The following is a 26,819-nucleotide window of genomic DNA, read 5'->3' as shown; positions in this document are numbered from 1 at the left end:
AAATTATTATATTTGAAGGACTATTAATTCAAACTCTTAATTTATGAACAAAAAAACAACCCTCTCTTTTCTTGTTTTTTTTGCCGCTACCTGTAGTTTTCTGTTTGCTCAAAACATAACTGTAAGTGGTACGGTAACCGATGCGTCAAGCGTTCCGTTACCAGGTGTAAACATTCAAGTAAAAGGTACAAGTAAAGGAACATCAACCGATTTTGATGGAAATTATTCTATTTCTGCAAATCAAGGTGATGTGCTAATTTTTTCTTTTATAGGATTTACTACTAAAGAAATTATTGTAAACAGCGCTACAGTTAATGTTAGTTTAACAGAAAGGGCAGATGCCTTAGACGAAGTAGTTATTACAGCGTTTGGTATTCAAAGAGAAACCCGAGAACTCGGTTATTCTGTTACACAAGTAGATGCCAACGATGTAAATTTAGCAGGACAAGCTAATGCCATTACCGCATTACAAGGTCGTGTTGCCGGTGTTCAAATCAATCAAACCTCTGGATCTGCTGGTGGTGGTGTAGATATTTTAATTAGAGGTATCACCTCTGTAAATCCAGACAGGAACAATCAACCCCTTATTATTGTTGATGGTTTAGCCTTGAATAACGACACCTTTTCTGGAGCCGATATTTTACCTAGTGCTGGTTCTAACTCACCAAGTAGTTCGGAGCAATTCTCTTTTTCAAACAGGGCTTCAGATATAAACCCTGAGGATATTGAAACCTTTAGTGTATTAAAAGGCGCAGCTGCTACCGCTTTATACGGCGTTAGAGCATCAAACGGCGCCATTATAATTACCACAAAAAAAGGTAAAGACGGAAAAGCTAAAGTTAATATATCGGCCTCAACAACGTTTAGAAGCATACAAAAAACACCCGAATTACAAACCACTTACCGTGAAGGATGGAGAGGATTGCCCAGAGCAACCTACAGCCCAGAAACTGGTATTACCAGATTGGGCGGAACGGTATTTTATTCATGGGGCCAAAGTTTTCTGATGATAGTGTAACTTTAGGTGATGGTACTGTTGTAGATTTATCCGACGATAAATTCTATAGCCCTTATGAGTTGTTTAAAACAGGTATTAATTCGCAAATCAACTTTAACATTAGTGGTGCTAACGATAAGTTAGATTATTTCTTTTCTGTTGGTAACAATAGTGAAGAAGGTGTACTACCAAATACCGACTACGACAAAACAACACTACGCTTTAAAAGCGGTTATAAAGTTACCGACAATTTTAACATTAACACCTCTATCGCCTATACAAACGCAGGTGGAAAACGAGCTAACGGTGGCGATAAATCGGTGTTTAGTTCACTAACCTATTGGTCTGGCACATTTCCTATTAACGATTATTTGAATGACGATGGCTCGCAACGCAACTATACATTTGGTATTATTGACAACCCGCGTTATTTCTTAGAAAAAAGCCCATTAATAGACGATGTTAATCGTTGGGTAGGTAGTATTAACATGAATTGGGCACCAAAAGATTGGATTAACGTTTCTTATGCGGCTCAAATTGATAACTATTCAGATAACAGAAACCGTTTTATGCCGCCAGAATTAGATGCAGGTTCTCAAGTAGGTGGCTTTATAGTAAACCAAAATATTAACCTTTTAGCGTTAGAATCTAATTTATTGGTAACCTTAACTAAAAATTGGTCTGAAGATTTTGGCACTACTTTAACATTAGGCAACCAAGTATCCGACTCTAAACGAGATTATTCATTTATAAGAGGAGAAACTTTAAATGTTCCTGGAATTAACGATTTAGCAAATACCATTAACACCTTTGCTGGCAAAACTGTAACACAAACTAGAAACGTAGGTGTTTTTGGAGAGTTAAAGTTAGATTATAAAAACAAGCTGTTTTTAACCTTAACAGGAAGAAACGACTGGATTTCAACCTTGCCCAAACAAAACCGTTCGTTCTTTTATCCATCGGTAAGTTTAGCTTACGATGTGCATGATTTATTTGCAAAAGATAGCGAAGTCTTTACATTTGGTAAACTAAGAGCCTCTTGGGCCGAAGTTGGTAAAGGCCCATTATTTGGAAGAATAGGGCAGTATTTTATAGCCGATGGTAATTTCCCGTTTGCAGGCTCTGGTGGCTATAGAGCAAGTACCAGATTAGGAGACCTTAACATTCTCCCAGAACGAAATCGATCTATAGAATTTGGTGCCGATTTACGGTTCTTTAGTAACAGATTGCGTTTAGATTATGCCTATTATAAAACACGTATTAAAAACCAGATTTTTACGGTTGGCACAGCATACTCAACAGGCTTATCTGGTATTGTTAGAAATGCTGGCGATTTTGAAACCTCTGGACACGAATTCTTATTAACTGCCGATATATTTAAAAATGATAATTTTACTTGGGAAACCACCTTAAACTGGTCAACCAACGAAGGTAAAGTCTTGTCATTACCAGACGACATTGAGGCTCTTATTTTTGCTAATTCCGGTTTTGCAGGTGTAACTTCCGAAATTAGGGATGGCGACAAAATGGGCTCTCTTTACGGTTGGAAATGGCGCTACGAAAACGGACAACGTTATATTGGCGACGACGGATTACCACGTGTAGATTTTGATGAAAGACAAAAAGTTGGAAATGCTTTTCCTGATTTTATTGCATCCATCGGAAATCGTATAACTTATAAAAACTTTGGACTGGATTTCTTATTAGAATGGAAAAAAGGAGGCGATTTATACACCTCGGGCATCAGAAATTCCATTAGAAACGGTATCTTAAAATTTACAGAATTTAGAGACGTAACTACCGTTTTAGAAGGTGTTAAAGATGATGGAAATGGCGGGTTTGTAACCAACGATCAAGAAGTTGAAATTACCCAAGATTACTACCGAAGTTCTACCCGTTTCAACAGAGCATCAGAAATTTTAGTACAAGATGCCTCTTGGGTTAAACTACGCAACATTGGGCTTAGTTACAATATAACTGGTAAAATATTAGACAAACTGCGTATGGATAACATATCGCTAACTGCAAGTGCTAATAATATTTTAATATGGACACCATTTGAAGGATTTGATCCGGAAGGCAACCAATACAGCGCAGGAAGTAATGTATATGGATTTACTGGTTTAAGCACTCCAATTACTGAGAGTTATTCATTCGGAATTAAATTAGGATTTTAAAAGATGAAAAAGATGAAAAAAATTATAACAAAAATAATGTTACTCGGATTCCTGTCAGTTGTCATTTCAGCTTGCAGCGAAGCCTATTTCGATGTAAATACGCCATCTGGAACTGTAGAAGAAGAGCAGTTAAGAATGAACGATTTACTGGGGCCAGTAATATACAGAACCGTAACAGGTCAACGATCCGCAGAGTTATCATTTGGTAACTATACACAATACTTTGTAAGCGATGGTGGCGGTGCTGCTGGCGAAACTACAGCAAGCGGGCTTTGGTCTAATGTTTACTTATACGCGCTGCCAAACTTAAAAACGATCAAGGAAAAAGCCGCAGAGGCAGGTGCTGTTCATTATGCTGCTATTGCAGATATTTTAACAGCCATGAATCTTGGTATTGCAACAGATACTTGGGATAATATTCCTTATTCTCAAGCCGCTTTAGGTCAGGATAATTTATTCCCGTCTTTTGATACGCAACAATCTATTTACGATGAAATTTTTAAATTATTGGATAGTGCTATTGCAGGCTTGCAAAGTGCTGATAATTCTGGGATTTCAATTGGTAATGGCGATATTATTTATGATGGCGACATTAACAAATGGTTAAGAGCCGCTTACACCGTAAAAGCACGTTATCAATTACATTTAGTTAACAAAGGTATTACTTCTGCTAACGATGTGCTTGCAAGTATAGCCAATGGTTTTACTTCTAACGCTGATGATTTTCAAATGTTATTTGACGATAAAAATATCAACCCTTGGTATTCGGGTGAAATTTTAGCACGTAACACAGGAAACTTTCACCATGATATTGCAAGCCAATTGGTAAGCTCGATGAATGGTGATTATTACCCGTTTGAAAGTGGCGTTGTAGAAATAGACCCAAGATTACCTCGTTTTGCTACCAATGATGGTGCTGCCGAATGGAAAGGCTATGTTAGTGGTGGTGGTGGTTTAGCACCAGACGGAACAGATGCAAATACCAACTTTGTTGAAAACGGATTTTATACAAGTATAGATTCACCATTGTTAGTAATAAGTTATGCTGAAGCAAAATTTATAGAAGCCGAAGCTGCGTTTTTAGCTAATGGCGGAAACACAACAAGTACAGGCTCTAACACTGCGGCATACACCGCCTATATGGAAGGCATTAATGCAAGCATGAGCAAATACGGTGTTGATGGAACAGATTATATGGCAGATACAGCAGTAGATGTTGGAGAAGCTGGCTTAATGCTAAATCATATTATGAAAGAAAAATACATACATAATTTCTTAAATCCTGAGACTTTTGTGGATTTTAGACGCTATAATTTTTCAGATGATGTGTTTAAAGGTCTTACCATTAGAGAAGAAGAAGATTCAGAAGGAGATTATTCTGGCCAATGGTTTAGACGCGCTAGCTATCCTTCAACAGAACTTAACCGTAATGGCGATGTTGTTGAAGCCAACCAACAAACTCCAGTAACGCCAGTTTGGTGGGAACAGTAAAACAGCATAGTTTAAAAAAGAATTCCTCGAGGCTCTGCTTCGGGGTTTCCGTTGAATTTGTCATTCCCGAGAAATCGGGAATCTAAATAATAAAATTTTAGTTTTTGACTCAAAAGTCAAAATGAAATGAGCAAAATATCTCAATGGCTCTGCCTCAAAGATAGTTCGTTTCAATAAATTTTTTATTACAATTAAAAACCGCTCTTTTTTAAAAATAAAGAGCGGTTTTTTTATGTTTTAAATAAATATTTCACAAAGAAACCAACGCCTCTTTCAACCTTGTTAAATCTTCTTTAGTATGGTTTGCCGTTATTACAATCCTATTCATTCCATCTTTATAATTGGGGTATTTAAAATTTGTAATAACAATGTCTTTTTCAAGTAATTTTTTATAAATAGATTCTTCAATGCTATAAATTACGGGGTAATCTCTATTAAACTTAAAGCTATCTTTTAATTCTAAATCTTTAAATAAAAAATCTAAATTGTCTTTCAGTTTTCTTTGTTGATTTTTAATTAAGCTTTGCGACAACACATAACTTTCTAAATAAGCCGCATTGGCGCAGGATGATGACACAAAAAGCACTTCGTTCTTTATAGCGTTAATAAAGCTTTCATCTGAAGCAATAACACCTCCCGAAAGCCCTAAAGCTTTTCCTAAAGAGGCTATCATTATTTTTCTTTTTAAGCTTTTATTTTGAATAGTCTTGAAAATACCTTCACCTTGTTTTCCTAAAACACCCAAACTATGCGATTCGTCAACAACTAAAGTAATCTGTTTTTCATTAGAAATAGCATCTAAAAAATCGAATGTTGTTGGCGCAACTTCTAAAGCTAAAACGGCATCGACTGTAATTACGATGCTTTCCGTTTTATTATCAACAAGATTTTTATGAAGTATTGCGTTTTCAAATAAAGGCAAACTATTATTTTGTAAAATCGCCGGATGTGTTTTGGGGTAATGGTAAAATGTGCTTTCCGTTTTTGATAAATATTCTAAAACCAGTTTCCCTGCTAAAGTTCCGGATGAGGCAATCACAGTTTGTTCTACGCCTATTTGTTGTGCAAACAGATTTTCTGCTTTATTGAAAACAGATAGTTTTATATTGGAGTTTCTTGAGCTTCCGTAAAACGACCCCCATTTTGCTATACTTTTAATTAGTGCATTTTGAAAATTAGCATTAGTAGGAAGTCCTAAATATGCAGTTCCTCCAAAATATAAATACTCTTTTTTATTTATTGTAACGGTTCGGTCTGGAAAGCTTTCAACAATCATTAAAACATTAAATTAAAGAAACCCCCGTTCCGTTTAAATGGCTGTATTCAACAACACCATTTTTAATAGTTACACCTTGGGCAATATCTTCAGACAATAACAAGGCACCATCCATATCTACATAATCCAAAAGCGGCAATACATGTGCTATTGCAGAAATACCAACCGAAGATTCCGTCATGCAGCCCACCATGGTTTTCATGCCCAATTTTCTGGCTTTGCTTAGCATACGTCTTGCTGGAGTTAATCCGCCACATTTTACCAGTTTTACATTAACGCCATGAAAATGGTTGTGGCATTTAGCAATATCTGCTTCAATTTGGCAGCTTTCGTCGGCAATAATGGGCAACACCGATTTATCGAAAACTTCTTTATGCGCGTCCCAATCGTTGGCCTTTAAAGGTTGTTCTAAAAATTCAACACCAAGAGCTTTTAAAGCAATGGCGTTTTTAATGGTTTCATCAACCGTCCATCCGCAATTGGCATCAATTCTAAAAACAGCATCGGTGTGTTTCCGTAAAGCTTCAATTATGGCTATATCTTCTTTTGTGCCCAGTTTAATTTTGTAAATGGGCCATGGCAACTCTTTCATTTTGGCTACCATTTTATCAATAGTATCGATGCCGATGGTATAATCGGTTAGTGGGTTGTTATCAATATTGTAGTTCCAAAGTTCAAAAAGTTTTTGTCCTTTTTTGCGAGCAAACAAATCGTTATAAGCCAAATCTAAGGCGCATAAGGCAAACATGTTGTGTTTTAAATGCGGGTACATGGCATCCCAAAAGGCTTCGGGCGTTTTATTGCTATTAGCTTCAATTATATGCTTGATGCGTAATATATCATCAGTCATTTTTTGTACCGTAGTGCCATAATACGGGTTTGAAGTAGCCTCGCCATAGCCCGAAAAACCGCCATCTTTTAGCTCGACAATTAATGTAGGCTGTGTGTTAATAGACTCCCTAGAAATTGTAAACGTATGCTTTAATTTAAGCTCGAATGGTCTTAAAATTAGATTCATAAATTGCGATTTATTTTACTTTGGAAAGTTAATAAAAATTATACCCTTCAATATAACATAATATTATTTTTTAGATACACTTAATACGGGATCGCAAAAAACTTAGCACATAACTGGAGACGTTTATTAAATGAATACAATAAAGTTAATAATGATTAGATTTATTTTCTGAAAATTTTGGCTAAAAAAATAAAGCTATTAGCATATTTTTCGAATATTTATAAATGAGCAATGACAGGTTGCACGGTACTTTAATACTAAATCGAGATTACATATTTGGGGAACTGTAAATCTAGATTTTTTTCGTGCTTGCTGCCATTGTTCATGCTAGTTATTAACAAGCTTTAATGCTTTATTAATTTCATTGTAGTTTTTTTATTTTCCGAATCAATCGATATGAAATACATACCTGGTTCGAGGTTTAAATCCAGTTCTAATGTTTGTGTATTTTTGTAGCTAGATAGGTTTATTAGTTTACCGTTTATATCATTAATTCTAACGGTGCATGCTTTCATCACTTTACCTAAATCGATTTTAACCATACCGTATGTTGGGTTTGGGTAAACAATTATTTTATTGCTAAATGTGTTTTCAAAAACATTAAGTGTTGTTACTGCATAACATGTAGAGGTTTCTACACAGTTATTTTGCGTTATTTTAACGGCATAGCTTCCATTTTGAGTTGCAGTAAAAGATTGATTGGTTTCGCCATCAATTACTGAAAAACCATTATTACAATCTAACCATTGATACGCTGCTCCTGTTGTGTTTGCCGTAAGCAGTTCTCCGTTTTGAGTTACAGAAACATCAACGTTGTTAATGTTAATGGGTAAATTAATTGTGTGCGTATCATGTGTACCCAATAACGTATCAGTTACCTTAAGGTTAACTTGGTAGGTGTTAGATGTATTGTAAACATGGGTTGGATTAGCTAGTGTACTAGTATTGCCGTCATCAAAATTCCACAAATATTCATCGCCGTCTATACTTAAATCTGTAAAGCTAACTACAGTAGAGCCACACCCTACTTGTGTTGAATAGCTAAAATCTGCAATGGGTAAAGATTTTTTTGTAATGGTATCTGTTGTAACAGAACTCCACATGCCCAAATTGTCTTTAAACTGAAAACTAATACTGTGCTCGCCTTTAGGGATTTTAGTAAAATCAAGATTATCTATTAGGTTAAACTGTTTAATTGGTGTCTGTAAAACAACATTAACGGCATTTACAAAATCATTACCTACCCAATAACGATACTCTGTAATTAAATTATTACCTATTGTTTGTTCTGGCATTTTATAGAAAAAATTACTTGTTGTACTGCTCCACAGGCCTCTATCGTCTTTAAAGCGAATATTAAAAACATGGATACCGTTAGTGAGTGTGCTCATAGAAATCAATTCGTTAACATTAATTTGTTTTTGTACAGGTGTATTAACAACCACGGCACTCGCATAATCGTTATCTAGCCAATATTCGTAAGACACTAAATTTGAAGTGCTTTGTGCAGTGGAAGGCATTTTGTAGAAAAACTCACTTGTTGTGCTACTCCATAAACCTTCATTGTCTTTAAAGCGAATATTAAAAACATGAATCCCGTTTGTTAATCCGGTAGTTGGGATATTTTGATTAACAAGTAATTGCTGCGTTGTTGTAACTGTTGTTGTCGTTTTATTGGCAAAATCATTATTGAACCAATATTCATACTCCTCAATATTTGATTGCCCATAGGAACAAATTACCCCCAGCCATAGTAGAATTAAAAAGTAAATATGTTTCATAGTTATTGGTTTTGAGCTTCCACTTGTATTTGTATTTGCAAATCGCCGTTTGCATCGGTAGCGGGTGCTATATCTTTGAGTTGAATATGCGGATTAGTTGGTATCATGCCTACTTTTGCAGGTGCAAAACCACCATAAATACCCACTTCATTGCCTGTTGTACCAATATAACTTGCTGGGTTAAGCAGATGAAAGTCTTCTTCATAATTAAATACTATACCCGTATAATTGGTAAAAAAAGAATTGGAGGCAACACCAAAAAAGTTATTTTCTCCGGTATTTAGCGACAGATTAGGGTTTCCGTTAAACACATTGTTTTTAAACGTGTTGTTTAACACGTTGTCTCTTAACACGTTATCAACCCTATTCCCTTCGTTAAATATTATATTATTATCAAATAGGCAATTTGTAATGTTACTAAGCATATAATAATTCCTGTAGTTAACACTATGCCCTTTTGCTACTATAATATTATTGTGTATCCATGCATTATTGTTAAAATTATAAATCACATCGTACCCATCTTTTTTAATGATATTATTAGCAATAACTGTATTTACAGAACCTGTCCCAGCTATACCTTCAATCACATTTTCTATAATTTGAGTTCCAACCGAGGCATGCCCCCCAAAATCAACCGATGTTAGTTTACAGCGTTTTACTACTACCGAGTCGGCAACAGCACCATAGTACAGACGAGTAAAACTAAGCCCCTCAAAATGGCTTTTTGCAGCTCCCGAATACAAATTTATATATCCGGTGAGTATTGTTTTACCCATTACCGCGGTATAATCGGGATGATGTCCGCTTCCGTAAACCACAATGTGCTTGTCAATATTATCTGGCAACGCGTAGGTGCCTCCTGGCAGGTAAATTGTGTCTCCATCAACAGCAGCAGTATAAGCTTCTTGGAATGGATTGGCACCAGTGAAAAAACTTGATACGCCATTACTGTGCAATGCTACCTTGTTTTGTGCTAAAAGTGCATTAACACTAAGTAAAAGTGCAACGATAAATAATTGTTGTAGTTGTTTCATAATATTTAGTTTTAAAATTAATTGTCTTGTGCTTCAACCTGAAACTCAATTTGCAAATTTCCACTGGCATCGGTGGTTGGCGCTATTGTTTTTGAACTTATATGAGGGTTTAGTGGAACAAAACTTTCTTTTAACGGAAACATGCCTCCATAAATACCAACTTCACTATTATCTTCTCCTAAGTATGTACCTACTGCAGCGGGAAGCAAATGGTAATCATGTGCATAATCATAAATGTTTCCGCTTTGGTTAGTGTAAACAGTAGTTAAATCAACACCATAATAGTTATTTATTGCAACAGAACCGCCTCCTAATTTTGGGGTAGCATGAACAAAAATATTGTTTAGAAAAATATTTCCTGTCCCGTCAATTATTGTTGAGTTGTTGGTAGAGAAAATAGTATTTGCAATTGTATTATTATTTGAGGATCTAAAAATATGGTTTGATGTTGATCCGGAAGCCCCTAATATACTATTGTTTCTAAAGGTGTTGTTATCAGAGTATCTTATATGATTTTGGATAATAGAGTTGCTAATCAGTACATTTTGCATACCCTTTAAATTAATGGACCCAATAAAAACGCTCTGAAAAGCAACCAACTGTGAGCTGTTAACCGAAGATGTTCCATTACGGGAAAAATTACAGTCTCCATTTACCCTGCACCTAATAATACTTATATTGTTAACGGATAGGTTATAGTTTTTTTGAAGACTATTGTTTATTAGAAGGCCTTCAAAGGATATCCCATCTGCTCCTGTATCAATTAAAATATCGCCATTTAACACGGTGGGTAGCGTAGCCACAGTTGAGTTGGGATGAAAACCAGCACCAATAATAGCAACACCTTTATCTAGTCTTGATGGAACAGAAAAGCTACCTCCTGGCAAATAAATAGTATCGCCTGTTACCGAACTATTAAATGCTTCTGAAAACGCATTAGATCCATCAAAAAGGGTAGTTGTACCGTTGCTTTGCAAGGCAACTTTTGGTTGTGCAAATAGCGTACTAGCACTAAATAATAATATTATAATTAATTGTTGTAGCTGTTTCATAATATTTAGTTTTAAAATTAATTGTCTTGTGCTTCAACCTGAAACTCAATCTGCAAATTGCCATTGGCATCGGTGGTTGGTGCTATTGTTTTTGAACTTATATGAGGGGTTAGTGGAACTGCGCCTTCTTTGTAAGTTTCGGAATTACGAAAATGAGCATCCTGGACATGGTTATGTGATGCACCAAATTGATAAAAAAAACAATCATTCCTAAACGTATTTTCTGTTGATACTGTATTTTCTGTGATACAATTTTCAATTAGTAAGTTATCATCCTTAGGATTCTCAGTATTAACCCAGTACTTATCCTCGAGAGGCTTGTTACTTGTCATCATTTCATCATATGACGCTATTTTTTTATAAACATCAACTCCTATTCTATTTATCAAATTAGTTCTATAACTGTAAACCTTTTTGAACCTAATGGCATGTTGATATAATTTCTTACTTTCTAAAGTGCTTTTATAAAACATATAAAAACAATAAACCATTCCTAAAATTAAAATGGTCAGCCATATTTTTATAAGTATTTGCATAATTCAAAACGCCACATAACAACAAAATAATTAGGTGTTTGAGGTCTTTTGTTAAATTAAAGATTAAGCTGTATGTACATTAGCAGTTAAGTTGTCCAAGTTGTAAAAGACTTTATTTTTTACAATTAGTATTATTTCATTAACTAAACTAATTCCTTGCTATAATTAAGCATATTTAAAACGTACATTTGTTGAGTCAAATCGTACATTATTGACCAAATAGGATGTTTTGGCGATTAAAAAATATTTTTGTAGTCTTTTACGCATAAATAAAAAATAAGTATAGCTACTCTTAATTTCAAGAAAAAATAATAAGACTAAAAATGATACTTGAAAAAATTATTGTGTTTACCCCTATTTATGTTTCTATATTTTGGTCGATTGTGTTTTTTGCCAATCACTATTCGGCAAACAAACCACGTTATTTTCTGGGTGTTTTTATGGCTACAACAGCTATTTTATATATTTGCCATGCATTTTTTTTCTTAGGTTTTAAAGCACTTTATTTAAAAACAGACAGCTTATATCTGTTTTCTAGTCTATCGGTATTCCCGCTATATTACATCTACGTGCTATTACTTACCAGAGATACCTCAATAAAAAAAATACATTTCATTCATTTTCTACCTGCAATAATACTAGGGTTTTCTTTATTAGTTTCACAGCTAATTTCTACTACAGAAGATAAATTGGCTTATTACCAAAGCGCGCTCCTGCAAAACAATTGGCCTTTGGCAGGTGCATCGCTTTCAACTATTACCATGTCGGCTCTGTTTTTTACTAGCCGATTAATATTCGGTATCCAAGCATTTGTATATTTATTATTGGGATATAGTTTGGCAAAAAAATATAATTATCGCATTGCCAATTTTTATTCTAATTTAGAAGGTCGCGAACTGGTTTGGGTAAAGTTGTTATCGATAACTTTTCTCATTACTGCTTTAGCAAGTATAGTAGCCAATATAGCAGGTAGAGGTAGTTTTATGCACCACAATTGGCTTTTAGCCATACCTTCTTTGGTGTTTAGCACCTTATTGTTTACAATTGGTTTACTGGGCAACAAACAGAATTTTACCGTAAAAGGATTAGAGGCAGATAAAGAAAATGAGGCTGAAACGATTTTGGAGGAGAAAGAAAACGTTTACTGCACCACCAATTTATTAAATAGAACACAGCAGCGCAATGAAACACTAAAAAGAGAGGTGCTAAAACTATTAAAAGAAAAGAAAATATATCTTAATCCAGAATTAAAAATAACAGAAATGTGCAAGATGTTAAGTACAAACCGCACTTACTTATCGGGTTTTATAAATCAAGAATTTGAGTTAAGCTTTAACGAATTAATTAACAGTTATCGTGTACATCAAGCCGTTTCGATATTAAAAACCAACAATAACGACCTTACGCTTAATGATATTGCTATAGCCTCCGGTTTTGGTTCTGTGAGTTCTTTAAACAGAGTATTTAAAAATCATACAGGCTCCACTATTAGCCATTATAAACAAAAACACATTAATACACCTTAGCTCATTTTTAATTTACTTATGATACAGGATTGGATTTTAGTTTAGCGGCCTCGCAAGTGCCAAACGGTGTTGATGAAGAAATAAAGAAACGTTTATATGAACATTGGAATGAAGGCGAAATTGTTGAAATGCTCGGTGTTATTTCACTCTTTGGATATTTGAATAGATGGAACTATAGCATGGGCTCTTATATTGAAAGCGGTGCTGTTCAAAGTGGCGAGCAGTATTTAGGAAAGCATGGTTGGGAGAAAGGGAAGCATTTTTAAAATAATTGTCATTGCGAGGAACGAAGCAATCTCATGATACTTATCTGCCCTTTTAATTAGCCACTAATACACGAATTATTTTATTTGATAACCTTTCCAGAAATGGGGAGGTTTTTTGTTTCTAATATAAGTTGGAACAAGATGTCCTTTTTTAATAATTACAATTTTACTAGGTTCGTTTTCAGAACATTAACTAAAACTAAAAACCATGTCTCAAACCGTTTTACATGACTGAATTATTTTAGCTTAAAATTATCACACTATGGATTATTGGTATTATTATTTAGGAATTCCAAGTTTATTTGCATCACTTGTATATCTAATTTTAGTTAAAATAAGGGAAAAAGAAAAACGCAAAAGAATTAAGCTTTTTGAAAAAATGGATAATTCTAAAATTAAAGCAATAGGCGATTATGAAAAAAAATCAAAACTTAAAAACCATAAAAATTTTAAAAATAAATTATAAGCATAATTCTTTAATAAATAATACCTTATTTAGTCTTAATGATTAATATTGATGTCAACATATTATCAAAATTTAAAGGAAAGTATTTCCATAAATCTATAATTTGCATAGTAATAGCTGTTGTTTTAATTGCCATCATATTTACTTACCTAATAATTTATCATAATGATAAGTTAACTCATCTAATTAAAGCTTTATAATTTAATAGAGTTCTTTTCTGGAACAGGTGGATTACTTATTGAGCTTTAAAATGCTTTTTACTTTTTGATTTAATACTGGCAAAACCTCAACCTCAAACCAAGAATTCTTAGTCAGCCAAAACCTATTTCGTGGCGACGGATGTGGCAAAGGCAAATATTTGGGCAAATACTCGTTATAATTTCTAACCGTATCGGTTAATGTTTTTTTTGCTTCTTTTTGTAAATAATACTTTTGGGCATACATGCCAATTAAAATAACGAGCTCTACATTTTTAAGCTCATCAAAAAGGGGTTTATGCCATTGCGGTGCGCATTCTGGCCGTGGTGGCAGATCGCCCGTTTTTCCTTTTCCTGGGTAACAAAATCCCATAGGGATTATGGCAAACTTTTTTTCATCATAAAAATATTCATCAGTAACCCCTAACCATTTTCGTAATTGTTTACCACTTGGGTCGTCCCACGGAATACCAGTTTTATGCACTTTCGTCCCTGGCGCCTGACCAATAATTACAATTTTAGAATCTAGGTGTGCCGAAACTATTGGGCGTGGCCCTAAAGCTAAATGTTTCTCGCAAATAGTGCATTGTTTTATGTTTTGAAGTAGTTTTTTCATCAGTATAAAAACCCAAATAAATATAGTGGTATTACATTTAATCCTCCAACTTCAATATCATCTTTAACCACAAAGCTATCTTTAATGCCTTGTATTTGTTTTGATGTTTTTTCTTTGCCACCAATTTCAAACGTGTATTTTCTATCAACAATAAAATCGCCTTTTTCAGCAAGATGAATTTCGTGGATGTGTTTCATTTGATTTGCAAAAAACGTTTCTCTTAAAGTCCCTATTTCCACATTTTTTTCATCCAATGCATATCCCAAATTTGAATTGTTAAGATAGAGTTTTTCTGGTTTTGTAAAGGCGCCAATTCCTTTTGTTGGTTTGTATAATTCCATTATCAAATCAGCTTTATCTAATAACCGTAAAGCCTCAATTAAAAACCCTCTTTGTACTCCCAATCGTTCACTTAACTTTTTTATGTTTGGTGTAAATGGCGCACTTTGAGCTATTGCAACCAATAATTTTTTTATTTTTCTGCTATCTTGATAAGTTATATTTTCTACTACATTAAAATCAATTTCTAAAATTAAAGTAATTGTTTGATTTAGTTTTTGTAAGTAACTTTCTTTATTCTCCATATAATATGGATATGCACCATATTTTAAATAATCTCTGAAAAATTTAATTATTGTTCCTGTTTCTGTTTTTGTTTTTCTAGCTATTTCTTTATGATTTTTAAGAAGTTCTGAAAGCTCTATTTTTGGTAATACTATGTTTTTTTCAAAATACAGAAACTCTCTAAACGATAATTCTTTTAGGTTATAAGTAACAACTCTTCTACTTAAATCGGATTCTCCTTTATAAATTTCTAAAATTGAAGAAGATGTAAATACCGTTTTTAACTTTGGAAATTGGTCATAAATCAACTTTAACTCTCTAGACCAATTAGGGTATTTATGAACTTCGTCTAAAAACAAATGTGTTCCACCTTGTAAAACAAATTCTTGGGCGAAGGAAACTAATGTGTTTTCTAAAAAATATAAATTATCCAATGAGACATACAACGACTCTGCTTCTTTATCTAATTTATACTTTATATATTGTAATAATAATGTGGTTTTACCTGCGCCTCTTGCTCCTTTAATCCCAATTAGCCTGTTTGACCATTCTATTTCCTCTAACAAATAGCGTTGTTTATGAGAAATATTTTCTAAAAACTGTTCCTGTAAAGTAAAGAAATTTTCCATTTGTGTTTATTTATAAAACAAAAATAGATAAAAATTGTTTATTTAAAAAACAAAAAATAGGTTAAACTGTTTTTTAAAAAAACACTATGATTTACTTTTTACCTCCAACCACAATAACAATTTCGCCTTTTGGTGGTTTATTGGTGTAGTAATCTAAAACTTCTTTGGCTGTTCCGCGAATAGTTTCTTCGTAAAGTTTGGTGAGTTCTCGTGATACTGAAACTGGTCTGTCTTCGCCAAAATACGCGCAAAAATGCCCTAAGGTTTTTACCAATTTATGCGGACTTTCGTAAAAAACCATGGTTCGGTTTTCTTCTGCTAAAAGCAACAATCGGGTTTGTCGTCCTTTTTTAACGGGTAAAAAACCTTCGAAAACAAACTTATCGTTTGGCAAACCAGAATTTACCAAAGCCGGTACAAAGGCGGTTGCCCCGGGTAAACAATCCACTTCAATATTATTTTCTATGCAAGCTCGGGTTAACAAAAACCCTGGATCTGAAATGGCCGGTGTTCCGGCATCGCTAACTAAGGCTACCGAGGTCCCGCTTTTTATTTTTTGAATTATGCTTTCTACCGTTTTGTGCTCGTTGTGCATGTGGTGCGATTGCATGGGCGTAGAAACCTTGTAATGTTTTAACAGTTTTCCTGAGGTACGCGTGTCTTCGGCAAGAATTAAATCGGCTGCTTTTAAAACATCGATAGCTCGAAATGTAATATCTTTTAAATTACCTATGGGTGTTGGTACGATGTATAGTTTACTCATGTAATACGGCTGCTAATGTGTTAGGGATTGAGGTATTGTTGAAGCTCTTTTTGTGTTGTTGCACCTATGCAACACAAAAAAGCGACTACCGAAAGCGCGACCACGCCTTTTTTTGGCGTGGGAACACCCAAGTTTTAAAGAAACTTACTTTCTATTATTTCAAAAAAACGTGCTTCAAACTCTTCTTTGCCTGCCCAATGGTTATAATCTGGCTTTACAATATCTTCAATAAACCGTTTGGCATCGTTTAATGTCGCCGAGGTGTTTAATTGCGAAACCACACGATCGTAGTCTTCGCTTTTGCCGTTAAACAAATGCTTTATAAAGGCTATTTTATCGTTAAGTCCAATGCTTAATCCGCCACTTTTAAGTTTATCGTTAAGCGATTTTTTTTGGTTTCCGTTTTGTAATTTGGAAACAGGCTCGAAAACGGGCATTTGCTCAAAACCAGAGGTAAGGGTTTCCAAATCTACTTTTTGCGGTTCGGTGGTTTTTGGAGATGGTGCCTTGGGTATGGCCGCTTCAAAAACCGAATCGATTTGCAAGCTCTCCTGCGGCATTTGTGCAACCATATCTTTAATGGTTTCCATCAAGGGCTCTGTAATAGCCTCGTTTTCAGAATCATCAAGGTTTATGTAAACTTTATCTTCTACCTCAATGTTATCGCTTACCTTATTGTTAAAAGCGGTGTCGAGCATGCCAAAAAAAGAGGAGTTGTTTCCTATTGAGGGTATATCGTCATCAAAATTGTCGTGGGCAAATTTAAGTACAGACAGTTTTTCGTAAAGCACACTGGCCTCGGCGTGCATTTTCACAACATCTTCTTTCCCTTTTAATTTAAGGATTCTATGGGCTATACTAATGAGTTCTGACTCTAACTTCTTCTTCATTGCTTATATTTTTAAAATTATTGCTATTGGGGCTTTTGATTTTTAATAAATTTACGCCACCTTTATACAAACGAAAAATAGGTTTGTTTTAGTGCTAAAATTACAAAATGTTTCTTGAAAATACAGTAAATCATAAAGAACAATTTGGCTGGATTGAAGTTATTTGCGGCTCCATGTTTTCTGGAAAAACCGAAGAACTCATCCGAAGGCTTAAACGCGCCCAATTTGCAAGGCAAAAAGTTGAGATTTTTAAACCGGCCATTGATGTGCGTTATGATGAAGATATGGTGGTCTCGCACGATGCTAACGAAATTCGCTCTACACCAGTGCCCGCTGCAGCAAACATTCCCATTTTAGCAGATGGCTGCGATGTGGTTGGCATTGACGAAGCCCAGTTTTTTGACGACGAGATTGTTAGCGTCTGCAACGATTTGGCCAATAAAGGCGTTCGGGTAATCGTTGCGGGACTGGACATGGATTTTAAAGGCAACCCCTTTGGCCCCATGCCAAACCTTATGGCAACTGCAGAATATGTTACCAAAGTGCACGCCGTTTGTACGCGCACAGGAAATTTGGCCCAATATAGCTACCGTAAATCCAAAAGCGATAATTTGGTGCTTTTAGGCGAAGTTGACGAGTACGAACCCTTAAGTAGAGCCGCTTATTACAAAGCCACAATGCGCGATAAATTACGCAACATGAAGGTAAATGATGCCGAAGAAATGACCACTAAACCAAAAAAACCCAATGCCTAAAGCGCAAGAAACCGTACTCGAAATAGATTTAAAAACCCTTAAACACAACTTTGGGCATTTAAAATCTAAGCTTAACAAAAAAACCAAATTTTTAGCCGTAGTAAAAGCTTATGGCTATGGTAGCGATGCCTGCCAAATAGCAAACTATTTGCAAACTCTTGATGTAGATTATTTTGCAGTGGCATACGTAAAGGAAGGCGTTGCACTAAGAAAATCGGGCATTACAAAACCTGTTTTGGTCCTGCACCCACAGGCTGTGAATTTTAAAACCTTAATTGACAATTGTTTAGAACCTAGTATATATAATGCTAAAATTTTAAACGAATTTATTAATATCGCTTCGGCGGAAAAACAAACCAACTACCCCATTCATATTAAATTTAATACTGGGTTAAACCGATTGGGATTTTGGGGAAATGATTTAAATTATATCGCATCAAAATTAAAAGATTCGGCTTCAGTAAAAGTAAAATCTATCTTTTCGCATTTGGCGGCCAGTGAAGATTTAAAAGAAAAACAATTTACCCTAAATCAAATTGAAAACTTCAAATCTATTTCTAAAAACGTTACAAAAGCCCTTGGTTACAAACCTATGCTTCATATATGCAACACCTCGGGGCTATTAAATTATCCCGATGCGCATTTCGATATGGTACGCAGCGGCATTGGATTATATGGGTTCGGAAATTCAGAAAAAGAAAACAAACATTTAAAACCCATAGCCACCTTAAAAACGGTTATTTCTCAAATTCATTCGATTGAAAAAGGGGAATCTGTTGGTTATAATCGAGCCTATAAAAGCAATGCCTTTTTAAAAACGGCAACACTACCCCTTGGGCATGCCGATGGCATTGGCAGACAATACGGAAACGACAATGGCTTTGTAACCATTAACGGGCAAAAGGCCAATATTATTGGCAATGTTTGTATGGACATGATTATGGTAAACATCACAAATATTGATTGTAAAGAAGGTGATGAAGTGATTGTTTTTGATGCAAACCACACCGCCGAAAATTTAGCCCAAACCACCAACTCCATTTCTTACGAGTTAATTACTGCCATTTCGCAACGTATTAAACGCGTTATTCTTCAATAGTTTTTTAACTTTTGTTAACATTTAATTTTTTTAACTAAATTAGTAACTTATCTAACTAAAAATTTAAAACAATGTTAAAAGAATTTAAAGAATTTGCAATGAAGGGCAACCTTATAGACATTGCAGTAGGTTTTGTAATGGGCGCTGCTTTTAAAGAAGTAGTTACCGCATTTACCGGTGGCATAGTATCGCCTTTAATTGGTTTAATTTTCGATTCAGACTTTAAAGCATTAAAATATAAATTAAAAGACGGCACATTAAACGATGCTGGAGAAACCGTAGGCGAAGTGTTTTTAGAATACGGTACTTTTTTAACCAATGTTATCGATTTTGTTATTGTAGCCTTCGTAATGTTCTTGGTTGTAAAAGGCGTTAACAAAATGAAGAAAAAAGAAGAACCCGCACCCGAAGCCCCAAAAGGGCCATCGCAAGAAGATTTACTTGCCGAAATTAGAGATTTACTTAAAAAATAACCGTTTGTTAATTATATAACGTATTGTTATTTGTTGTCAAAAAAGCCTTTGTTTTCTAAAAATGAAGGCTTTTTTTAGGTTATAAAATAGAATTAATACTTAGTTTTGTGGCAGTAATTATATAAATTCAATAAAGATGAAAGTAGCAGTTGTTGGCGCCACCGGAATGGTTGGCGAAGTCATGCTAAAAGTATTGGCAGAACGTAATTTCCCGATTACCGAATTGCTGTTGGTAGCCTCAGAACGCTCAGTAGGCAAAAAACTAAAATATCAAGATAAAGAGTACACCGTTATTGGTCTAGCCGATGCCGTGGCAGCCAAACCAGATATCGCAATTTTTTCTGCTGGTGGTGGCACATCGCTAGAATGGGCGCCAAAATTTGCTGAAGCCGGCACAACGGTAATCGATAATTCTTCAGCTTGGAGAATGGACCCGAACAAAAAATTAGTGGTTCCAGAAATTAATGCCAAAGAGTTAACCAAAGCCGACAAGATTATTGCAAACCCCAATTGCTCAACCATACAAATGGTAATGGCACTAGCGCCGCTTCATAACGCATATAAAATGAAACGCGTGGTGGTTTCTACCTATCAATCGGTATCGGGTACGGGCGTAAAAGCGGTACAACAACTGGAAAACGAAATTGCCGGTGTTGATGGCGAAATGGCCTACCCCTATCCTATTGGCAGAAATGCGTTGCCACATTGCGATGTTTTTGAAGACAACGGTTACACCAAAGAAGAAATGAAACTGGCACGCGAGCCTCAAAAAATATTTAACGACAAATCCTTTTCTGTAACGGCTACTGCGGTGAGAATTCCAACTTCTGGTGGACACTCTGAAGCGGTTAACGTCGAGTTTGAAAAAGATTTCGATTTGGCAGATGTGCGTAAAATGCTATACGAAACCCCTGGAATTGTTTTGCAAGATAATACAGATACAAACACGTATCCTATGCCCATTTATGCACACGACAAAGACGATGTTTTTGTGGGCAGACTGAGAAGGGATGAAACGCAACCAAACACTTTAAACATGTGGATTGTTGCCGATAACTTACGCAAAGGCGCTGCAACCAATACCATACAAATTGCAGAATATTTAGTTGAAAACGATTTGGTTTAAAATATATTAGGTTTTAGATTTTTAGAATAAAAAAAGAGGCTGCCTGAAAAGGCAGCCTCTTTTTTTACAGACTTTAATCTTGGTTGATAAATTCCATTTTATAATCTGTCGCGGCAAGTTCCATAATCGTTTTAAAAATATAATCGCACACCTGTTTTTGGCCCTTAAAGTTAATTAAATCTACGGTATCTTCGGGCCTGTGGTATTGCGGATGCGCTCCGGTATGCAACCCCAAAACCGAAATGCCTTTTTTGTAAAACGACACATGGTCCGATCCGCCAACAGAACCCGCATGCACAATGGGTGTTAAATTTAAAGATTCGCCTAAGCTTTGCATAAAAGCAACCCCATTAGGAAATGTACCTGCGCCGCCCATATACACATGTTTCTCTTTGTTCATCCTGCCCACCATGTCCATATTAATCATTAATTTAATTTGAGACAGCGGCACTAACGGATTATCAACAAAATATTGGCTTCCTAATAAGCCTTGTTCTTCTGCTCCAAATGCAATAAAAATAATACTGCGTTTTAATTTGTGCTTTTGGCTTGCTATTTTTTCGGCTATCTCCAAAAGAGCCGAAGTCCCACTGGCATTATCGTCGGCACCGTAATGAATGGTATTCTTTGTATCGGATTTTGACGATGGCCCGCCCAAACCCAAATGGTCGTAATGCGCGCCCAAAACAATATATTCATTTTTCAACCCGGCATCGCTGCCTTCAATAAAACCAACCACGTTACAGGTTTTTACAACGGGTTTTTCCATAGCTCCTTTTTCAACCCGCAATGCGGCTTTAAAGTTTTGCTTGTAACCGCTATCAAAAGGGGCAACCCCTATCTTTTTAAATTCTTTTTTTAAATAGTTAACAACGCGCCTATTGGCTTTTCCTCCAGGGAATCGGCCTGCGTTTTTTTCTGAAGCTAAAAACAGTAGGTGATCTTTCAATTCGTTTTCGGTTATTTCAGATTGGGAAAACACATTAAAACTTAACGTACTAATTAGTAAATACAAAAAAATATGTTTCATAGTCTATTCATTTTTTCAACAGCTTCAAATATATAACAAGTGGCCATAAAATTTGGTTTGTTTTGCTTATTTTTGACGATTAATTATTTATCAATCATGAAAAAAATATTAGTTGTTATTTCTGCACTAACACTTACTTTAGGTTGTAAAAAAGCAGAAGAAGAAAAAAACACGGTTGTTGTGAATTATCCTGAAACAAAAAAAGTTGACACCATAGACACATACTTTGGCGTAGAAGTTAAAGACCCATACCGCTGGCTGGAAGACGATAGAAGCAAAGAAACCGAAGCCTGGGTAAAAACACAAAACCAAAGCACTTATGCGTATCTGGACGGCATTCCGTTTAGGGACGAATTAAAAGAGCGTTTGTCTGAACTATGGAACTACGAAAAAATAGGCGCCCCGTTTATTGAAGGCGAATACACGTATTTTTCAAAAAATAACGGTTTACAGAATCAAAATGTATATTACCGAAAAAAGGGAGATGCAGAAGCCGAAGTGTTTTTAGACCCCAATACGTTTTCTAAGGATGGCACCACATCGTTAGGCGGTGCGTTGAGTTTCTCTAAAGACAGTAACCTACTGGCCTACCCCATATCTGAAGGCGGTAGCGATTGGCGCAAAATTATAGTAATGGATACAGAAACCCGAGCAATTGTTGAAGACACGATTAAAGATGTAAAATTTAGCACCATATCGTGGTACAAAAACGAAGGGTTTTATTACTCTAGCTACGATAAGCCAAAGGGCAGCGAACTTTCTGCAAAAACCGATCAGCATAAACTGTATTACCATAAATTAGGAACCCCTCAAAAACAAGATGTTTTAATTTTTGGAGGCACGCCAGAAGAAAAACACAGATATGTTTTTGCTAATGTAACCAAAGACAATAAGTATTTAATAATTTCCGCCAAGGTATCTACCTCTGGCAACAAACTCTTTATCAAAGACTTATCAGACCCCAACAGCCAACTTGTTACCATTTTAAACCACACAAATAGCGACACATCTATTATTGAAAACGAAGGCAGCAAATTATTTTTGGTTACAAACCTAAATGCACCAAACAAAAAGATAGTAACGGTTGATGCCTCCAATCCAACACCTGAGCAATGGAAGGATTTTATCGCTGAAACCGAAAATGTTTTAACACCATCAAAAGGAAGTGGTTTTTTCTTTGCTAAATACATGGTAGATGCCCTCTCTAAGGTAAAGCAGTACAATTATAAAGGCGAATTGATAAGAGAAGTTGAGTTGCCCGGTCTGGGCACCGTAGGAGGTTTTGGAGGAAAAAAAGAAGATACGGTTTTATACTACTCGTTTACCAATTACAATACGCCTTCTAGCATTTACAAATTCGACCCAAAAACCGGCGAAACCCAACTATATTGGAAACCAAACATAACCTTTAACAGCACCGATTATGTATCCAACCAAGTATTTTACACCTCAAAAGATGGTACTAAAATACCTATGATGATTACCCATAAAAAAGGCTTGGAGCTTAACGGAAAAAACCCCACTATTCTATACGGTTACGGTGGCTTTAATATTAGCTTAACACCTTCGTTTAATATTGCTAATGCCGTTTGGATGGAGCAAGGTGGCATATACGCTGTACCCAATTTACGCGGTGGCGGCGAGTACGGTAAAATATGGCACGATGCAGGAACGCAAATGAAAAAGCAAAATGTATTTAACGACTTTATTGCCGCAGGTGAATATTTAATTGAAAACAACTACACCTCATCTAATTACCTAGCCATCCGTGGCGGATCTAATGGCGGTTTACTGGTTGGAGCAGTAATGACACAGCGCCCCGATTTAGCCAAAGTAGCATTGCCCGCCGTTGGTGTTTTAGATATGTTGCGTTACCACACATTTACTGCCGGAGCAGGTTGGGCTTACGATTATGGTACGGCCGAACAAAGTAAAGAAATGTTCGAGTACCTTAAAGGGTATTCTCCTGTGCATAATGTAAAACAAGGCATTGAATACCCAGCAACTTTAATTACAACAGGCGACCATGACGATAGAGTGGTTCCTGCCCATAGTTTTAAATTTGCCGCCGAACTGCAAAGCAAGCAAACAGGAAACAACCCAACCTTAATACGTATTGAAACCGATGCTGGCCATGGCGCAGGAACACCTGTTAGCAAAACCATTGATCAGTATGCCGATATTTTTGGCTTTTCGCTTTATAATATGGGTTTTGATGTGTTACCAAGCAAAACCAAAGAAAAGATAAAAGGGTAACTTTTTAGTAACACTGAGCGCAGTTCGAGTGTCTCATTATAAAGTTAATCGAAAACCGTTCTTCTAAAAAGAGGAACGGTTTTTATATAATTTTTGCGCTATGCTTCAAGTAAAAAACATATCGTTTTCATATAAAAAAACACTTATTTTAAAAGGGATTTCTTTTAAAGTAAACCCAGGCGAACATGTTTCAATACTAGGAGAAAGCGGCTCTGGAAAAAGCACGCTCTTAAAATTACTATATGGCACTTACAATTTAAATAATGGGCGCATTTTTTGGAAAGACAAAGAAATTCTGGGGCCAAAACAAAACCTCATTATTGGTCCGGAATACATGAAATATGTGGCTCAAGAATTCGATTTAATGCCCTTTATTACAGTTACTGAAAACATTGGCGCTTTTCTCTCCAACTTTTATCCTGAAGAAAAACAAAAACGCATAGATGAGCTTTTAAACGTTGTCGAGTTAACGGCTTTTGCAAATACCAAAGTAAAATTATTAAGTGGCGGACAAAAACAACGTGTCGCTTTGGCCAAAGCCATTGCCAAACAACCCGAGATTATTTTGTTGGACGAACCCTTTAGCCATATCGACAACTTTAAAAAACAATCGTTACGCCGAAGTTTGTTTAAGTATTTAAAAGAAAAAAACATTACTTGTATTGTGGCTACGCACGATAAAGATGATGTGTTGCCTTTTTCAGATTATATGATTGTTTTGCACGAGGCCCAAATTATTGCAAACAATACACCTCAACAATTGTTCAAAAATCCTCAAAACACATTAATTGCTTCGTTTTTTGATGAGTTTAATATTATTGATGATGAAATAATTTATACACACCAACTTAAAGCTGTTGATAAATCTAATTTAAAAGCTACAGTTAAAAAAAGCTATTTTAAAGGCCATTATTATTTAATTGAAGCCAATTTAAATGGCAACACCGTTTTTTTTGAAAGTAAGTTTCAATATGATGAAAACAAAGAAGTATTTCTAAAAAAAACATTATAAAACTTCGGTTATCTTAAAACTGCCATCTCTAAAAACAATAGCTTCTCCAACAGTTTTTCCAATTAACAACTTTCCAATTGGCGTATTTGGGGAAATCGCATAAAAACTGGCGTTATCAACTTCTAATTTCCCTGCACTTATTGCTATATAGTAATTGCATTTAGTTGTAAAAACCACACTACCTAAGCCAATGGTTTTTGAAGATCTTGAAGCATCAATTTTAGAAAGTACCGCTTTTACTTTTACAATTTCAGAGAGTTGGTTCCCTGCTTTTTCACGTTCTAATTATAACATGGCGCGTCCGGTTTCATGTTTATCGCCTGCACTACTTTTGGTTTCGCTCGTTAACGATTCTTGTATTTCTGATATAGTATTTTTAATGGTTTGAAAACGACTATTAACAAACACAACACATTGACTGAATAATTCTTCTTTTATTTTCAATTTTTATTTTTAAAAAAGTGGATTCCGCATCAAGTGCGGAATGACAGATACGTTAAATTAAATCTGCTAATTCTTTACCAACCAAACTACCAATGGCTACGCCCATGCCGCCTAATCTTACACCACAAAATACGTTATTACTAAATGGTTTTACAATAGCTTTTTTTTGTCCCGATAGCAATCGGGATCCAACTCCCATAATACCACTCCATCTATAATCGACCTGAAAAGGTGTTTCGGGTAAAATTGTGGTTTTTAAAAGGGTTTCTAATTTGTTTTGTATAAGTTCGGTTTGTTTTAATTCGGTGGTTTCTTCAGCTTTAAAATCAAGGTTTCGTCCGCCACCCAATAAAATTCTATCGTCAATATTTCTAAAATAATAATAGCCTTTTTCTAAATGAAATGTACCTTTAATCTGTAGGTCTTTAATGGGTTTGGTAATTAACACTTGTGCTCGTGCTGGTTTTACTTTTTCATTAATTAATTGTGATGCAAACCCGTTTGTTGCAATGAGTAATTTAGAGGTTGAAAACTCGAATTGATTGGTTTTTATTTTAACTGAATCTGAATCTTCTGAAAAAGATTCGACAACAACATTATTCAATAGCTTTATGCCACTTTTTGAAACTAAATGAATCAATGAATCCATCATTTTTCCGGTATCAATTTGTCCTTCAAACGAATTGAAAACATATTGATTTTTTATGTTTTTAAAGTTGAAGCTGTTGTTTTTTAAACTAAAAACATCATGATTAAAAACGGGCTTCAACAACTTATTTATGGCTTCTTTTTTAGAAATACAGGCTTCAAATAAACCCGAATCCAATTCAGTAAACAACTCAAAACCACCTAATTGCTTATAATTAATGTTTGCATCGCCTAATGTATGCCGTAAAAGTTTTAAGCCGTTAACTCGTTTTTTTACAAGATTAACAACGTCTTCTTCGGTGTGTGTTTTTAAATCGTCTAGAATTTCACTTAGGCTTCCAAAACAGGCAAAACCTGCATTTTTTGTGCTCGCACCTTGTGGCAACATGCCTTTTTCTAAAATGAGAATATTGGCTTTTGGAAAGCGTTCTTTCAAGCTTAACGCACAGTTTAAGCCTACTATACCACTACCAACTATGGTATAATCTACTTGGGTGAGCCACGATTTAATTTCCCAATAAGATAAATTCATGATGCTAATTTAGGATTTTAAATTGAAGTTCTGCACTGTGTTAAGGATAGTAGTGGCATCCTTTTTGTTTTTCACAAAAAGATATAACGAATAGCCTGACTTTTGCTTTTTGGAGCAAAAGTAACACCATAAAAATTGTTTTAAATGAGCGGTTAAAATAAA

At 35.3% G+C, this 26,819-nt stretch carries 24 protein-coding genes and 1 pseudogene; 12 read left to right on the top strand and 13 right to left on the bottom strand.

The features are described 5' to 3' along the window. Positions 1 to 43: 43 nt before the first annotated feature. The 3 genes from ACFSQS_RS11035 to ACFSQS_RS11025 are packed head-to-tail and all read left to right on the top strand — an operon-like array spanning position 44 to position 4,665. Positions 44 to 1,018, top strand: a complete 975-nt coding sequence (locus ACFSQS_RS11035) for a carboxypeptidase-like regulatory domain-containing protein (protein ID WP_388018512.1) — start codon at positions 44 to 46, stop codon at positions 1,016 to 1,018. Further along, on the top strand, positions 988 to 3,174 hold the full coding sequence (locus ACFSQS_RS11030; RefSeq protein ID WP_388018509.1) for a TonB-dependent receptor domain-containing protein: 2,187 nt from the start codon (positions 988 to 990) through the stop codon (positions 3,172 to 3,174). Before ACFSQS_RS11035 ends, ACFSQS_RS11030 begins: the two co-directional genes overlap by 31 nt. 12 nt (positions 3,175 to 3,186) lie before the next feature. Then, positions 3,187 to 4,665, top strand: coding sequence for a SusD/RagB family nutrient-binding outer membrane lipoprotein (locus ACFSQS_RS11025; protein WP_388018506.1), 1,479 nt, complete (start codon positions 3,187 to 3,189; stop codon positions 4,663 to 4,665). A gap of 250 nt (positions 4,666 to 4,915) precedes the next feature. On the opposite strand, the gene ACFSQS_RS11020 is transcribed toward ACFSQS_RS11025, so the two are convergent. The 6 genes from ACFSQS_RS11020 to ACFSQS_RS10995 form a co-directional block, all read right to left on the bottom strand. Further along, the gene (locus ACFSQS_RS11020) at positions 4,916 to 5,941 is read right to left on the bottom strand and encodes an aminotransferase class I/II-fold pyridoxal phosphate-dependent enzyme (protein WP_388018503.1); all 1,026 of its coding nucleotides are present in this window, start codon (positions 5,939 to 5,941) and stop codon (positions 4,916 to 4,918) included. Between the two features lie 7 nt (positions 5,942 to 5,948). Next, on the bottom strand, positions 5,949 to 6,959 hold the full coding sequence (locus tag ACFSQS_RS11015) for a dipeptide epimerase (protein ID WP_388018500.1): 1,011 nt from the start codon (positions 6,957 to 6,959) through the stop codon (positions 5,949 to 5,951). A gap of 344 nt (positions 6,960 to 7,303) precedes the next feature. After that, on the bottom strand, positions 7,304 to 8,740 hold the full coding sequence (locus tag ACFSQS_RS11010; RefSeq protein ID WP_388018497.1) for a T9SS type A sorting domain-containing protein: 1,437 nt from the start codon (positions 8,738 to 8,740) through the stop codon (positions 7,304 to 7,306). Between the two features lie 2 nt (positions 8,741 to 8,742). Further along, positions 8,743 to 9,777 (bottom strand): hypothetical protein, encoded by a 1,035-nt coding sequence (locus tag ACFSQS_RS11005; protein ID WP_388018494.1) that lies wholly within the window; start codon positions 9,775 to 9,777, stop codon positions 8,743 to 8,745. Positions 9,778 to 9,794: 17 nt separating this feature from the next. Next, on the bottom strand, positions 9,795 to 10,829 hold the full coding sequence (locus ACFSQS_RS11000; RefSeq protein ID WP_388018491.1) for a hypothetical protein: 1,035 nt from the start codon (positions 10,827 to 10,829) through the stop codon (positions 9,795 to 9,797). Between the two features lie 17 nt (positions 10,830 to 10,846). Next, entirely contained in the window at positions 10,847 to 11,365 is a 519-nt protein-coding gene (locus tag ACFSQS_RS10995) for a hypothetical protein (RefSeq protein WP_388018488.1), read from the bottom strand. Between the two features lie 323 nt (positions 11,366 to 11,688). Between ACFSQS_RS10995 and ACFSQS_RS10990 the strand changes: the two genes are divergently transcribed. From ACFSQS_RS10990 to ACFSQS_RS10980, 3 genes and pseudogenes are all read left to right on the top strand, one after another. Next, positions 11,689 to 12,891: a helix-turn-helix domain-containing protein gene (locus tag ACFSQS_RS10990; protein WP_388018485.1), complete on the top strand. Its 1,203-nt coding sequence runs from the start codon at positions 11,689 to 11,691 to the stop codon at positions 12,889 to 12,891. A 29-nt stretch (positions 12,892 to 12,920) separates the two neighbouring features. Next, positions 12,921 to 13,157, top strand: a pseudogene (locus ACFSQS_RS10985) (carboxymuconolactone decarboxylase family protein); the annotation flags it as partial. 262 nt (positions 13,158 to 13,419) lie between these two features. Beyond that, complete coding sequence (locus tag ACFSQS_RS10980; RefSeq protein ID WP_388018482.1) at positions 13,420 to 13,623, top strand: hypothetical protein; 204 nt, start codon at positions 13,420 to 13,422, stop codon at positions 13,621 to 13,623. Positions 13,624 to 13,854: 231 nt separating this feature from the next. On the opposite strand, the gene ACFSQS_RS10975 is transcribed toward ACFSQS_RS10980, so the two are convergent. From ACFSQS_RS10975 to ACFSQS_RS10960, 4 genes are all read right to left on the bottom strand, one after another. Beyond that, a complete protein-coding gene (locus tag ACFSQS_RS10975) occupies positions 13,855 to 14,436 on the bottom strand; it encodes a uracil-DNA glycosylase family protein (protein WP_388018479.1) in 582 nt (193 codons plus the stop codon). Beyond that, entirely contained in the window at positions 14,436 to 15,629 is a 1,194-nt protein-coding gene (locus ACFSQS_RS10970; RefSeq protein ID WP_388018476.1) for an ATP-binding protein, read from the bottom strand. Before ACFSQS_RS10970 ends, ACFSQS_RS10975 begins: the two co-directional genes overlap by 1 nt. Before the next feature lie 91 nt (positions 15,630 to 15,720). Further along, positions 15,721 to 16,392, bottom strand: a complete 672-nt coding sequence (rsmI, locus tag ACFSQS_RS10965) for a 16S rRNA (cytidine(1402)-2'-O)-methyltransferase (protein ID WP_388018473.1) — start codon at positions 16,390 to 16,392, stop codon at positions 15,721 to 15,723. A 134-nt stretch (positions 16,393 to 16,526) separates the two neighbouring features. Next, on the bottom strand, positions 16,527 to 17,282 hold the full coding sequence (locus ACFSQS_RS10960) for a hypothetical protein (RefSeq protein WP_388018470.1): 756 nt from the start codon (positions 17,280 to 17,282) through the stop codon (positions 16,527 to 16,529). A gap of 107 nt (positions 17,283 to 17,389) precedes the next feature. Here ACFSQS_RS10960 and ACFSQS_RS10955 point away from each other — a divergent pair, with 107 nt between their 5' ends. From ACFSQS_RS10955 to ACFSQS_RS10940, 4 genes are all read left to right on the top strand, one after another. Continuing rightward, positions 17,390 to 18,037 carry a thymidine kinase gene (locus tag ACFSQS_RS10955; RefSeq protein ID WP_388018467.1) on the top strand — a complete coding sequence of 216 codons (648 nt, stop codon included), beginning with the start codon at positions 17,390 to 17,392 and terminating at the stop codon, positions 18,035 to 18,037. Next, a complete protein-coding gene (gene alr / locus ACFSQS_RS10950; RefSeq protein ID WP_388018464.1) occupies positions 18,030 to 19,136 on the top strand; it encodes an alanine racemase in 1,107 nt (368 codons plus the stop codon). Before ACFSQS_RS10955 ends, alr begins: the two co-directional genes overlap by 8 nt. A 71-nt stretch (positions 19,137 to 19,207) precedes the next feature. Continuing rightward, complete coding sequence (gene mscL / locus ACFSQS_RS10945) at positions 19,208 to 19,609, top strand: large-conductance mechanosensitive channel protein MscL (RefSeq protein ID WP_388018461.1); 402 nt, start codon at positions 19,208 to 19,210, stop codon at positions 19,607 to 19,609. 136 nt (positions 19,610 to 19,745) lie between these two features. After that, complete coding sequence (locus ACFSQS_RS10940) at positions 19,746 to 20,735, top strand: aspartate-semialdehyde dehydrogenase (protein ID WP_388018457.1); 990 nt, start codon at positions 19,746 to 19,748, stop codon at positions 20,733 to 20,735. 73 nt (positions 20,736 to 20,808) lie between these two features. Here ACFSQS_RS10940 and ACFSQS_RS10935 read toward each other — a convergent pair whose 3' ends face one another. Then, positions 20,809 to 21,765, bottom strand: coding sequence for a M28 family metallopeptidase (locus ACFSQS_RS10935; RefSeq protein ID WP_388018454.1), 957 nt, complete (start codon positions 21,763 to 21,765; stop codon positions 20,809 to 20,811). Positions 21,766 to 21,861: 96 nt separating this feature from the next. Here ACFSQS_RS10935 and ACFSQS_RS10930 point away from each other — a divergent pair, with 96 nt between their 5' ends. Further along, positions 21,862 to 24,021, top strand: coding sequence for a prolyl oligopeptidase family serine peptidase (locus ACFSQS_RS10930; protein ID WP_388018451.1), 2,160 nt, complete (start codon positions 21,862 to 21,864; stop codon positions 24,019 to 24,021). Positions 24,022 to 24,121: 100 nt separating this feature from the next. Then, positions 24,122 to 25,033, top strand: coding sequence for an ABC transporter ATP-binding protein (locus tag ACFSQS_RS10925; protein ID WP_388018448.1), 912 nt, complete (start codon positions 24,122 to 24,124; stop codon positions 25,031 to 25,033). A 285-nt stretch (positions 25,034 to 25,318) separates the two neighbouring features. Here the strand turns inward: ACFSQS_RS10925 and ACFSQS_RS10920 are convergent, their stop codons facing one another. Then, positions 25,319 to 25,477 (bottom strand): hypothetical protein, encoded by a 159-nt coding sequence (locus tag ACFSQS_RS10920; protein ID WP_388018444.1) that lies wholly within the window; start codon positions 25,475 to 25,477, stop codon positions 25,319 to 25,321. Between the two features lie 52 nt (positions 25,478 to 25,529). Continuing rightward, entirely contained in the window at positions 25,530 to 26,657 is a 1,128-nt protein-coding gene (locus ACFSQS_RS10915; RefSeq protein ID WP_388018441.1) for an NAD(P)/FAD-dependent oxidoreductase, read from the bottom strand. Positions 26,658 to 26,819 lie beyond the last annotated feature (162 nt).

The organism is Gelatiniphilus marinus (genome assembly GCF_042684345.1).
Lineage (GTDB): Bacteria > Bacteroidota > Bacteroidia > Flavobacteriales > Flavobacteriaceae > Gelatiniphilus > Gelatiniphilus marinus.
This window is presented reverse-complemented; position numbering and strand designations above follow the sequence as displayed.